At 67.3% G+C, this 11,503-nt stretch carries 11 protein-coding genes; 6 read left to right on the forward strand and 5 right to left on the reverse strand.

Going from position 1 to position 11,503, the window contains the following annotated elements:
• Positions 1–16: 16 nt before the first annotated feature.
• Genes otsA through irrA form a run of 4 tightly spaced genes read right to left on the reverse strand, consistent with a single transcriptional unit; the run spans position 17 to position 4,529 of the window.
• On the reverse strand, positions 17–1,447 hold the full coding sequence (gene otsA, locus HNQ73_RS04880) for an alpha,alpha-trehalose-phosphate synthase (UDP-forming) (protein WP_183332819.1): 1,431 nt from the start codon (positions 1,445–1,447) through the stop codon (positions 17–19).
• Positions 1,444–3,228, reverse strand: a complete 1,785-nt coding sequence (locus HNQ73_RS04885) for a glycoside hydrolase family 15 protein (RefSeq protein ID WP_183332821.1) — start codon at positions 3,226–3,228, stop codon at positions 1,444–1,446. The genes otsA and HNQ73_RS04885 overlap by 4 nt, the downstream gene beginning before the upstream one ends.
• A complete protein-coding gene (gene otsB, locus HNQ73_RS04890) occupies positions 3,225–3,989 on the reverse strand; it encodes a trehalose-phosphatase (protein WP_183332823.1) in 765 nt (254 codons plus the stop codon). Before otsB ends, HNQ73_RS04885 begins: the two co-directional genes overlap by 4 nt.
• Positions 3,990–4,010: 21 nt before the next feature.
• A complete protein-coding gene (gene irrA, locus HNQ73_RS04895) occupies positions 4,011–4,529 on the reverse strand; it encodes an iron response transcriptional regulator IrrA (RefSeq protein WP_183332825.1) in 519 nt (172 codons plus the stop codon).
• A 224-nt stretch (positions 4,530–4,753) separates the two neighbouring features.
• On the opposite strand from irrA, the gene fabA reads away from it, so the two are divergent.
• The 4 genes from fabA (at position 4,754) to HNQ73_RS04915 (ending at position 8,189) form a co-directional block, all read left to right on the forward strand.
• A complete protein-coding gene (gene fabA, locus HNQ73_RS04900) occupies positions 4,754–5,275 on the forward strand; it encodes a 3-hydroxyacyl-[acyl-carrier-protein] dehydratase FabA (RefSeq protein WP_183332827.1) in 522 nt (173 codons plus the stop codon).
• A gap of 90 nt (positions 5,276–5,365) precedes the next feature.
• Positions 5,366–6,583: a beta-ketoacyl-ACP synthase I gene (gene fabB / locus HNQ73_RS04905; RefSeq protein ID WP_183332829.1), complete on the forward strand. Its 1,218-nt coding sequence runs from the start codon at positions 5,366–5,368 to the stop codon at positions 6,581–6,583.
• Between the two features lie 28 nt (positions 6,584–6,611).
• Entirely contained in the window at positions 6,612–7,457 is an 846-nt protein-coding gene (gene fabI / locus HNQ73_RS04910) for an enoyl-ACP reductase FabI (RefSeq protein ID WP_276513664.1), read from the forward strand.
• A 72-nt stretch (positions 7,458–7,529) separates the two neighbouring features.
• The gene (locus tag HNQ73_RS04915) at positions 7,530–8,189 is read left to right on the forward strand and encodes a DsbA family protein (RefSeq protein ID WP_183332831.1); all 660 of its coding nucleotides are present in this window, start codon (positions 7,530–7,532) and stop codon (positions 8,187–8,189) included.
• A 6-nt stretch (positions 8,190–8,195) separates the two neighbouring features.
• Here HNQ73_RS04915 and HNQ73_RS04920 read toward each other — a convergent pair whose 3' ends face one another.
• The gene (locus HNQ73_RS04920; protein WP_244649881.1) at positions 8,196–8,525 is read right to left on the reverse strand and encodes a response regulator; all 330 of its coding nucleotides are present in this window, start codon (positions 8,523–8,525) and stop codon (positions 8,196–8,198) included.
• 187 nt (positions 8,526–8,712) lie between these two features.
• Here HNQ73_RS04920 and HNQ73_RS04925 point away from each other — a divergent pair, with 187 nt between their 5' ends.
• Entirely contained in the window at positions 8,713–9,948 is a 1,236-nt protein-coding gene (locus HNQ73_RS04925) for an MFS transporter (protein WP_183332833.1), read from the forward strand.
• Between the two features lie 93 nt (positions 9,949–10,041).
• Positions 10,042–11,442: an adenosylhomocysteinase gene (ahcY, locus tag HNQ73_RS04930; protein ID WP_183332835.1), complete on the forward strand. Its 1,401-nt coding sequence runs from the start codon at positions 10,042–10,044 to the stop codon at positions 11,440–11,442.
• The last annotated feature ends 61 nt before the right edge of the window (positions 11,443–11,503 follow it).

Raw genomic sequence — 11,503 nt, forward strand, 5'->3', positions numbered from 1 at the left:
CTCGCGGCCAAGGCCGTCAGATGATGACCGAGCCGTGGCCGTTGCCGAGGGGGAAGCCACGGTTGGGCAGGTCTCGGTCGACTTCCTCGAGATCGGAAAGGAAGCGGTCCGCCCAGCCGCCGATGTCGGTGGTGGCGAGCCCCTGCCACATGCGCCGCCAGCGCGCCTTGCGCTCCTCGAGCGGCATCATCAGCGCCCGCACATAGGCAGCGGCCGTCCCGTCAATGTCGTAGGGATTGACCAAGAGCGCCCCGTCGAGAACAGACGCCGCCCCCGCAAAGCGCGACAGGACGAGGACGCCCGGATCGTCCGGATCCTGCGAGGCGACGTATTCCTTGGCGACCAGGTTCATGCCATCGCGCAGCGGCGTGACGACGCCGACGTGGGCGAGCCTGTAGAGGCCCGCGAGCTCGCTGCGGTTGTAGGAGCGGTTGATGTAGCGGATCGGCGTCCAGCTCACCTCGCCGTATTGGCCGTTGATGCGTCCGGCTGCCTCGCCGAGCGCCCGCTGCATCGCCGCATATTCGGGAATGTCCGCACGGCTCTTGGGCGTGATCTGCAGGAAGGTGACGTGGGTGCGCCAGTCCGGCGCCATCTGCAGCATGCGCTCGAAGGCGTCGAGGCGCTGCGTGAGCCCCTTGGAATAGTCGAGCCGGTCGACGCCGATCATCATCGTGCGGCCGCCAAGGCTCTCGCCGACCTCCTGGATAAAACGCGAGCGTGCGGCGCGCGCCGCGGTGCGGGCAAAACCGAGCCGATCGATGCCGACAGGATAGACGCCGATGCGCAGCGCCCGCCCGCCGACGGCAAAGAGCCGCCTGCCGCTGGCGAAGGCGCCCGCCTCCTCCACGAGATAGGAGCCGAAGTTGTCCGCATCCTTGCGCGTCTGGAACCCCACGAGGTCGCACGCTGTCAGGGCACGGCCGATCTCGGCGTGGTTCGGCAGCGCGAGGAAGATGTCGAGCGAAGGCCAGGGAATGTGCTGGAAGTAGCCGATGCGGTTGGTGACACCCCGCTCGCGCAGCGCCTCGGCGAGCGGGATGAGATGGTAGTCGTGGATCCAGATGAGATCGTCCGGCCCGATGTGCTCGACCAGCAGGTCCGCGAAATAGCTGTTGACGCTGCGGTAGCCGGCAAGGTCCTTGCGAGCGAATTCGGTGAGGTCGAGGCGGTAGTGCAGCAGAGGCCACAAGGTGCGGTTGGCGAAGCCGTTGTAGTATTCTTGGTGGTCCTCCTGCGACAGGTCGCAGACCGCATAGGTGACGTTGCCCTGCGTGACCAGGGACGCCTTCTTCTGGCGTTGGCCGATGCGCCCGCTCCAGCCGAACCACAGGCCGCCGCGCTGGGCGAGAACATCGTTGAGCGCGACAGCGAGGCCGCCGGCGGTGGCCCCGCCCTTGCGCGAGGGAACAGCGACACGGTTCGAAACGACGATCAGTCTGCTCAAAACGCGTCCTCCCACGATGCCGACAGCGAGAGGGCCGCATGGATGAGACCGACCATCGAATAGGTCTGCGGAAAGTTGCCCCAAAGCTCGCCGCTTTCGACGTGGATGCCTTCGGACAAGAGACCGAGACTGTTGCGCCGCCCGAGCACGTCCTCGAAGAGGACACGCGCCTCTTCCCGCCGGCCAACCCTGGCGAGGGCCTCGATGTACCAGAGCGTGCAGATGGTGAAGGCCGTCTCGGGCGTGCCGAAATCGTCCTCTCCGGCATAGCGGAAAAGATGTGCTCCGCGCCGCAGCCGCCGGCCGATGAAGTCAACGGTGGAGACGAAGCGCGGGTCGCGGGCCTCGACGAGACCGATGTCGGCGAGCAGGAGCAGGCTCGCGTCGACATCGTCGCCGCCGAAACGGCTCACGAAGGTGCCGAGCTCCGCATTCCAGCCGCGCTCGAAGATGCCGTCGCGGATGACGTCCGCCTTCCCGCGCCAGTAGACGGCCCGCTCGGGCAGGCCGAGACGCCCGGCGATGCGCGCCAGCCGGTCGCAGGCGGCCCAGCACATGGCCGAGGAGTGGGTGTGGACATTGGCGAGCGTGCGATATTCCCAAAGGCCGGCATCAGGCTCCGCCCACAGGCGGGCGGCGTGCTCGCCAAGGCCCTCGAGCCGCTCGAACAGCGCCACGTCGCCCTTGCGGATCAGCCGCTCGTCGAAGAAGCACTGGGAGATGGCAAGAACCACGGAGCCATAGCCGTCGTTCTGCCGCTGGCGGAAGGCGTCGTTGCCGCGCCGCACCGGGCCGAAGCCGCGGTAGCCTGGCAGGGCGGGCACGATCTCCTCGTGCAGCTGCGATTCGAATTGCAGGCCAAACAGCGGCTGCAGCTCGCGGTCGCCGTTGCGGGCGACGACGTTGGAGACGTAGCTGATGTAGTCCTCCATGGTGCGGGTCGCCCCGAGCCGGTTGAGGGCCCGCACCGTGAAGAAGGAATCGCGCAGCCAGCAGTAGCGGTAGTCCCACGTGCGCCCGCTCGCGCCGTATTCCGGGATGGAGGTTGTGAGGGCCGCGACGATGCCACCCGTCTCCTCGTAGGCGCACAGCTTGAGCGTGATGGCGGCGCGGATAACGACGTCCTGCCACTCGAAGGGAATGGCGAGATAGCGCACCCACTCGCGCCAGTAGTCTGCCGTGTTCTCGCAGAACTTGCCGAACAGTGTGGCCGGCGCCTCCGGCAGCGTCTCGTCTGGGCCGAGGATCAGCGTCAGCGGCCGCTCGAGAATGAACGGCACCTCGTCCCTGATGAGGCCCGGCGAGCCGTCGGTCGTCAGGCGCAGCACCTGGTTGCCGAGGTGGTAGCGGATGGTGTTGGAGCCGCGGGTCGTCTCCGGCCGCTCGCGGCCATAGTCGTACGAGGGCCTGATGCGGACCTTGATCATCGGCGAGCCGACCAGAGGCTCGACCGAGCGCATCAGCATCGCCGGCCGGAAGATCCGACCGTACATCTTGAAGCGCGGGACGAAATCGACGATGCGCACCTTCGAGCCGTCCTCGGCTTCGAGGATCGTCTCAAGGATGGCGGTGTTGGGCCAGTAGCGCCTCTCGCTGCGGATGGACCCCTGCAGGTCGATCTCGAAGACGCCTTCGTCACCCTGGGGAGAGGCGCCGAGCAGGCCATGGAAGACCGGGTCGCCATCAAGGCGGGGGAAGCACGACCATACGATCCGTCCCCGCCGGTCGATCAGCGCAGCGATGGCGCTGTTGCCGACGACGCCGAGATCGAGATCGCTCATGCCCTTCCCCCTAGCCTCCCGCCCGAGGCCGCTTCCGCCAGAAAGGCGCGCACGGCCGGCGGGTCATCCAGATACAAATCCGCTCCAACCTCCTCCGGTTCCCGACCGACGGCGACGGCAATGCCGTTGAGGGCCCGCGCGGCGGCGAAGGCATCCTCGTCCGTCCGGTCGTCGCCGAAGAAGACGGGCCTGCGACCGACAAAGGGCTGCTCAAGCATGAAAGCATCAAGTGCGTTGCCCTTGTGCGGGCCGACGGTGCGCAGCTCCACGACGCATTTGCCCGGCAGCGCAGCGAGCGTGCCGCCACTGTCGCGCGCGAGCCCCTCGGCCAGCGCGCGAACGGTCTCCGCTGATTCCGGGGCCGCGCGATAATGCACGGCGATCGACAGGCCCTTGTCCTCGATGAGGATGCCCGGCGTCATGGCGAAGACGGCCGAAACCGTCTCACGCGCCGCCGCAAGCGCCGGCGGGGCGGGAAAGCGCTCGCATTCACCGCCCGCGTTGCGCCGTTCAAGCCCGTGCAGGGCGCCGACAGCGGTCACGGCATCGCCAAACCGTTGCTCTATCCAGGACAGGGAGCGGCCGCTCAGCAGCGCCACCGCTCCGTCATAGCGCAGCCGCGCACGCACGAGGTTTCGGCACAGCTCCTCCGACACGACCACGTCATCAGGCCGAGGTGCGATGTCGATGAGCGTGCCGTCGATGTCGAAGAAGAGAGCGAAGACGTCCGTGCGGGCGATGATCTCTTCGAATGCGTGCATCTCAGGGCGAGCGCGCGGCGCTCATTCCTTGCGCCGCAGGCGGACCACGACGTCGACGCGAGCGATCTCCATGCCCTCGGGCGGCGTCGGCAGATCCCCCACCGTGATGGAGGGACCGGGAATGTCCATCATCCTGTCCTCGCCTTCAACGAAGAAGTGATGGTGGTCCGAGAGGTTGGTGTCGAAATAGGTCTTGGAGCCGTCCACAGCCAGCTCGCGCAGGAGGCCGGCCTGCGTGAACTGGTGCAGCGTGTTGTAGACGGTGGCGAGGGAGACGGGCACGCGCGCCCGAGTCGCCTCTTCATACAGCATCTCCGCGGAGACGTGCCTGTCTCCCTTGGCGAAGAGGAGCCAGCCGAGCGAGAGGCGCTGTCGCGTCGGGCGCAGGCCCGCCCGGCGCAACTTCTCGCGCAGCTCGTGGAAAGGGCACCCCCGACGCTCGCCCTGGACGGCCGCAGACGTCTGCGCCGGCGCTCCGGCCCCCTCCTGCAGGCGCACGGGAAGGTCCGAATCCCGGCGGGAATGCACTTGCTCGCTCATGTCTGCCAATGGCCCGGAAATTGCTAATTGTTGGCATTATCATAGGAACTGGATAGCCCGTCCGCAACCCGCGGGGCCCGTCAGCGCGTCCTTGCGCCGCGTCGGGGACGCGAAAGCGCGGCTTCCCGCTTCCGGCAGAGCGGCCACTATGTTAGAGAGCCCCTGTTGCCGGGTTCACCGAGCCCGGTTCGTGACAATCGTAATGAAGGGATCGTCCGAGGATTATGGAGCGGCAGTCGAACTATAGCTACGAGGAACTTCTCGCCTGCGGCCGCGGCGAGCTGTTCGGCGCCGGCAACGCGCAACTGCCGCTGCCCCCTATGCTCATGTTCGACCGGATCACTGCGATCGCCGAGGAGGGGGGTGCGAACGGCAAGGGCCTGGTGCGCGCCGAGCTCGATGTGCGTCCGGATCTCTGGTTCTTCGGCTGCCACTTCAAGGGTGATCCGGTCATGCCGGGCTGCCTCGGCCTCGACGCCCTGTGGCAGATGGTCGGCTTCTTCCTCGGCTGGCTCGGCTCCCCCGGACGGGGGCGTGCGCTGGGCGTGGGCGAGGTCAAGTTCGTCGACCAGGTGCTGCCGTCCGTCAAGAAGGTGGTCTACGGCGTCGATCTGAAGCGGGTCTTCCGTTCCAAGCTCGTGCTCGGCATCGCCGACGGCTGGGTGGAGGCCGACGGCAAGCGCATCTACGAGGCCAAGGATCTCCGGGTCGGCCTGTTCCAGTCCGGGGCTGCCCCTGCCGCCTGAACGCACCGGCACGGTGGACAGCCCCGATCGGGCCCCCCACATAGGGCTTCTGAGCCCATTTGGTTGATCTGAGGAAAGGATACGGCTGCCATGAGGCGCGTCGTCGTCACCGGGATGGGCATCGTCTCGTCCATCGGCAACAACACGCAGGAGGTGCTCGCCTCCCTGCGCGAAGGGCGATCGGGCATCGTCTTCGCCGAGGACTACGCCAAGCTCGGTTTCCGCTGCCAGGTCCACGGCGCCCCCGCGCTGAACCCGGAAGAGGTCGTCGACCGTCGGGCCCTGCGCTTCCTCGGCACGGGAGCAGCATGGAACCACGTCGCCATGGAGCAGGCGATCCAGGACGCCGGGCTCGAGGCGCACGAGGTCAGCAACGAGCGCACGGGCATCATCATGGGCTCCGGCGGCCCCTCCACGCGCACGCTCGTCGAGGCGGCCGACATCGCCCGTACCAAGGGACCGAAGCGCATCGGCCCCTTCGCCGTGCCGAAGGCGATGTCCTCCACCGCCTCCGCAACGCTCGCCACCTGGTTCAAGATCAAGGGCGTCAACTATTCCATCTCGTCGGCCTGCGCCACGTCGAACCACTGCATCGGCAATGCCTACGAGACGATCCTCGCCGGCAAGCAGGACGTGATCTTCGCCGGCGGCTGCGAGGAGCTGGACTGGACGCTGTCCATGCTCTTCGATGCCATGGGCGCCATGTCGACGAAGTACAACGAGCGGCCGCAGGCCGCCTCGCGCGCCTATGACAAGAACCGCGATGGCTTCGTCATCGCCGGCGGCGCGGGCGTCCTCGTCCTCGAGGAGCTGGAGCATGCCAAAGCGCGCGGCGCCAAGATCTACGGCGAGATCGTCGGCTACGGCGCCACGTCCGACGGCTACGACATGGTCGCCCCCTCGGGCGAAGGTGCGGTGCGCTGCATGCGCATGGCGCTCCAGAGCGTGAAGGTGCCGGTCGACTACATCAACCCGCACGCCACCTCGACGCCCGTGGGCGACGAGAAGGAGATCGAGGCGATCCGCGAGGTCTTCGGCGACAAGTGCCCGCCGATTTCAGCCACGAAGTCGCTCACCGGCCATTCGCTCGGCGCCACCGGCGTGCAAGAGGCGATCTACTCACTGCTCATGATGAACAACGGCTTCGTCTGCGAGAGCGCCAACATCGAGGAGCTTGACCCGGCCTTCGCCGACATGCCCATCGTGCGCGAGCGCCTTGACAATGTAACGCTCGGTTGCGTGCTGTCCAACTCCTTCGGGTTCGGCGGCACCAACGCAACCATCGTCATGAAACACCTCGACGCCTGAGCGTCGGGCTCTATCCGGGAGCGCCTCCTTGTCGGGTCTCATGGACGGAAAGCGCGGCCTCATCATGGGGGTCGCGAACGATCATTCGATTGCCTGGGGCATTGCCAAGGTTCTTCGCCAGCACGGCGCCGAGCTTGCCTTCACCTACCAGGGCGAGGCACTGAGGAAGCGTGTGGCGCCGCTGGCAGAGTCGCTCGGCTCGAAGCTCATCATGCCTTGCGACGTGGAGGACATCGCCACGGTCGACGCGGTCTGCGACACGCTGCGCGAAAGCTGGGGCAGCCTTGACTTCGTCGTCCACGCCATCGGCTTCTCGGACAAGAACGAGCTCAAGGGCCGCTACGCCGACACGACGCGCGCCAACTTCTCGCGCACCATGGTGATCTCCTGCTTCTCCTTCACGGAGATCGCCAAGCGCGCCGCGGCGCTGATGCCAAACGGCGGCTCCCTGCTGACGCTGACCTACGGCGGCTCCACACGGGTGATGCCCAACTACAACGTGATGGGCGTCGCCAAGGCGGCGCTCGAGGCCAGCGTGCGCTATCTCGCCGCCGACTTCGGTCCTGACGGCATCCGCGTCAACGCCATCTCGGCAGGCCCCGTGCGCACGCTCGCCGGCGCCGGCGTCGCCGACGCGCGGCTGATGTTCAACTACCAGAAGGCCCATGCCCCGCTGCGCCGCACGGTGACGATCGAGGAGGTCGGCGGCTCCGCCCTCTACCTCCTGTCCGACCTGTCGAGCGGCGTGACCGGCGAGATCCACTACGTCGACTCGGGCTACAACATCATCTCCATGCCGCGGCCGGACGTGCTCAAGGCCCAGGAGAAGGCCGAAGCCGCGAGCGAGCGTCTCGCCGACACGGCGACGACCTGAGCGGGCAGGCACTCACCGGCTCGTGAGGCGGCGGCGATTGACGCGGCCCGCAGGCCGGTGCACCCAGAACCCATGTTCCAGCCTTCACGCCGCATCATCGTCAAGGGACTTGCCGGCACATTCCTCGCCGCAGGCACCCCGCGGGCCCTCGCTGCCCCCGTCACCGCCCCGCACAACCGCGTGCCGAGCGAGCTCGTCAACGAGATCGCCCTGCTTCCCATCCGCGTGACGGTTGGCAGCGCCCAACCGGACATCACCATCGTCGAGTTCTTCGACTACAACTGTCCCTGGTGCCGGCAGTCATGCCGGGATGCGGTGACGCTGCTGGCCAGCGAGAAGGATCTCGCCTACGTCCTCGTCAACTATCCCATCCTGAGCGAGCAGTCGGTCGAGGCGGCGCGCATCGCGCTCGCCTTCGCCCAGATGCGGCCGGCGGCGGACTATTTCGCGCTGCATCAGCGCATCTTCGCCCTCAAGGGCCGCGTCGACGCGCAGCGCACCTTCGACATCGCCGCCACCTTCCCGCTCGACAAGCAAGAGCTGCTCAAGCGGGCCGATTCGGACGAGGTGACGAACGCCATGGGACAGGCCGTGGCCCTTGGCTCCGACCTCGGCTTCAACGCCACACCGTCCTACACTGTGATGACGGAAGCCTTCCACGGCTTCGTGCCTCTGGCCGACAAGCGCGCGATCATCGCCAACCTGCGCGCCTGCGAGGCTGTCACCTGCTGAGTGGCGTCAGAACCGGTAGCTGACGCCCGCCCGCACGAGGTGATTGGTGAGGTCGCCCCTCACCCGCACGCCGCTCGCGACCTCCTCCGGATCGTCAAGCGCAGTCAGAAGGATGCCCGGCTGGGGGCGGAGCGCCCCCAACTCCGCGATGAGGCCCATGCCGTCACCGTCCGGCAGCAGCCGGTCGATGACGACGAGATCGAAGACAGCGACCGCCAGCGCCGCCCGCGCCTCCTCCAGCGAGGTCACGACATCGCACGGCCCGAGCGCCTGCGTCACCGAGGCGCGCAACCACGCCCCGAGATCGGGATCGTCTTCGATGACGAGAACACGCATGGCAGCCCCCAGATCCGCCCGGTCCGCCTTCGCCGGGCAACATTACGCGAGCATGACGGGCGCCCGGCACGCGCAGCCCTGCCCTGCGCGGGCGGACTGGTCATTCGCGGCCGTTCGTCCTATTGGCTCAATGCACCCAAAAACCGGCTTTCCAAAACGGTTGCGCGGCAACCAGGGCGGAGGAAACATGACGCAGCAGGCGCATGCCCTGCCGCAACGCGACGTCCGCATCATCGGTCTCGTCGGCGCGGCCCATTTCTCGAGCCACTTCTTCCAGCTCGTCCTGCCCCCGCTCTTTCCCTTCATCCGCGACGACCTCGGCGTCAGCTACACGCAGCTCGGCCTCGCGATGGCGGTGTTCTATGCCGTCTCCGGCCTCGGCCAGGTGGCCGCCGGCTTCCTTGTCGACCGCTACGGTCCGCAGCGCATCCTGCCCGCCGGCATAGCCTTCTTCGGCCTGGCGACGATTCTCGCCGGCCTCGCCCCCGCCTACTGGATGCTGGTGGTCGTCGCGGTCGTTGCCGCCCTCGGCAACTGCGTCTTCCACCCAGCCGACTTTTCCGTGATGACGGCGCGCGTGACGCCCTCGCGCCTCGCCCGCGCCTACAGCATCCACACAGTGTCGGGCACGCTTGGCTGGGCCGCGGCGCCGGTGACGCTGCTGCTCCTCAATGATCTCTTGGGATGGCGCGCGGCGCTCATCCTCACGGGAGCGGTCGGCATCGCCTTCGCGCTCTTCGTCGCCACGCAGCACCTCTACCTGCGCGTGGCGCCGCACGAACCCCAGGCCGGCTCCGCCCGGCCGGCGCAGGGCGCGAGCAGCAAGGCGCAGCTGCTCTTCGCCGCGCCGGTCCTGCTGTGTTTCGTCTACTTTACCCTGCTGTCGATCGCACAGACCGGCATGCAGAGCTTCCTGCCGAGCCTGATGCCGCAGGTGCAGGCCATCACCTTCGCCCTCGCGACAACGGCAACGACCGTCTATCTCGTCGCCAGCGCCACGGGGTCGCTCGTCGGTGGCTTCCTCGCCGACAGGACGAGCAACCACGAGCGCATCGTCGGCGGCGGGCTCGTTGGCGCCGGCGTGCTCACGCTCGCGCTGGGCTATATCCCGCTCGCGCTCGCCACGGCCTTCGCCACGGTCGCGGTGGCCGGCTTCCTCACCGGCATCACCATCCCCTCGCGCGACATGCTGGTGCGCTCGGCGACACCGGCGGGATCGACCGGCAAGATCTTCGGCTTCGTCTACTCCGGCCTTGATCTCGGCGCGATGCTGGCGCCGGTCGCCATCGGCGTCTTCCTCGACCGGGGGCAGGCGCACCTCGCCTTCGCCTTCATGGCGGCCGCCCTCATCGGCACCATCACCGCCGCCTTCCTCGTGAAGTGGGGCACGCGCCGGGCCGCCGCGCGATCGACGAACATATAAAGACTTCTTTATGTCTTTATTGCCTGCGGGCGGCGCGGCTGCTATAGGTCGCGCCGAACCTCAACGCACAGCGCAAGCACGGATCGTCGCGCCATGACCCAGGAATACATCGTCAAGGACATTTCGCTGGCCGAGTGGGGCCGCAAGGAGATCGCCATCGCCGAAAGCGAGATGCCCGGCCTGATGGCCGTGCGCGAGGAATTCGGCCCGAGCCAGCCGCTCAAGGGTGCGCGCATCGCCGGCTCGCTGCACATGACCATCCAGACGGCCGTGCTCATCGAGACGCTGAAGGCGCTCGGCGCCGACATCCGCTGGGTGTCTTGCAACATCTACTCGACGCAGGATCACGCCGCCGCGGCCATCGCCGCCGCCGGCATCCCCGTCTTTGCCGTCAAGGGCGAGACGCTCACGGAATATTGGGACTACACCTCGCGCCTTTTCGACTGGCACGACGGCGGCATGCCCAACATGATCCTCGATGACGGCGGCGACGCGACCATGTTCGTCCATGCCGGCGTGCGCGCCGAGTCGGGCGATACCGCCTTCCTCGACAAGCCGACCTCCGAGGAGGAGGAGATCTTCTTCGCCCTCATCAAGCGCAAGCTGGCCGAGAAGCCGAAGGGCTGGTTCAGCGAGCTCGCCCGCAACATCCGCGGCGTGTCGGAAGAGACGACGACGGGTGTGCACCGCCTCTACATGCTGGCCAGGGAGGGCAAGCTCCTCTTCCCGGCCATAAACGTCAACGACTCGGTGACGAAGTCGAAGTTCGACAACCTCTACGGCTGCCGCGAGTCTCTGGTCGACGGCATCCGCCGCGGCACGGACGTGATGATGGCCGGCAAGGTCGCCATGGTCGCCGGCTTCGGCGACGTGGGCAAGGGCTCGGCCGCCTCGCTGCGCAACGCCGGCTGCCGCGTCATGGTGTCGGAGGTTGACCCCATCTGCGCCCTGCAGGCGGCGATGGAGGGCTACGAGGTGACGACGATGGAGGACGCCGCCCCGCGCGCCGACATCTTCGTGACGGCCACCGGCAACCGGGACGTCATCACCGTCGAGCACATGCGCGCCATGAAGGACCGCGCCATTGTGTGCAACATCGGCCACTTCGACAACGAGATCCAGGTCGCCGGCCTGCGGAACTTCAAGTGGCACAACATCAAGCCGCAGGTGGACGAGATCGAGTTCCCCGACGGCAAGCGCATCATCCTGCTGTCGGAAGGCCGCCTCGTGAACCTCGGCAACGCCACGGGCCACCCCTCCTTCGTGATGAGCGCCTCCTTCACCAACCAGACGCTGGCGCAGATCGAGCTCTTCACCAAGCACGGCCAGTACGAGAAGAAGGTCTACACGCTGCCCAAGCACCTCGACGAGAAGGTTGCCATGCTGCACCTCGCCAAGATCGGCGTGAAGCTGACCAAGCTCACGCCCGAGCAGGCAGCCTACATCGGCGTGTCACCCGAAGGCCCGTTCAAGCCCGAGCACTACCGCTACTGAGGCAGTCGTTCTCCACACGCATCCACATCCGTCGCCCGGTGGCCCCCACCGGGCGATTTGC

The organism is Chelatococcus composti, assembly GCF_014201415.1.
GTDB classification, from domain to species: domain Bacteria; phylum Pseudomonadota; class Alphaproteobacteria; order Rhizobiales; family Beijerinckiaceae; genus Chelatococcus_A; species Chelatococcus_A composti.

Coding starts and splice junctions, on each gene's coding strand:
- ahcY (WP_183332835.1), top strand. CDS start 10,042: ATGACCCAGGAATACATCGTCAAGGACATTTCGCTGGCCGAGTGGGGC.
- HNQ73_RS04925 (WP_183332833.1), top strand. CDS start 8,713: ATGACGCAGCAGGCGCATGCCCTGCCGCAACGCGACGTCCGCATCATC.
- fabA (WP_183332827.1), top strand. CDS start 4,754: ATGGAGCGGCAGTCGAACTATAGCTACGAGGAACTTCTCGCCTGCGGC.
- irrA (WP_183332825.1), bottom strand. CDS start 4,529: ATGAGCGAGCAAGTGCATTCCCGCCGGGATTCGGACCTTCCCGTGCGC.
- HNQ73_RS04885 (WP_183332821.1), bottom strand. CDS start 3,228: ATGAGCGATCTCGATCTCGGCGTCGTCGGCAACAGCGCCATCGCTGCG.
- HNQ73_RS04920 (WP_244649881.1), bottom strand. CDS start 8,525: ATGCGTGTTCTCGTCATCGAAGACGATCCCGATCTCGGGGCGTGGTTG.
- fabB (WP_183332829.1), top strand. CDS start 5,366: ATGAGGCGCGTCGTCGTCACCGGGATGGGCATCGTCTCGTCCATCGGC.
- otsB (WP_183332823.1), bottom strand. CDS start 3,989: ATGCACGCATTCGAAGAGATCATCGCCCGCACGGACGTCTTCGCTCTC.
- HNQ73_RS04915 (WP_183332831.1), top strand. CDS start 7,530: ATGTTCCAGCCTTCACGCCGCATCATCGTCAAGGGACTTGCCGGCACA.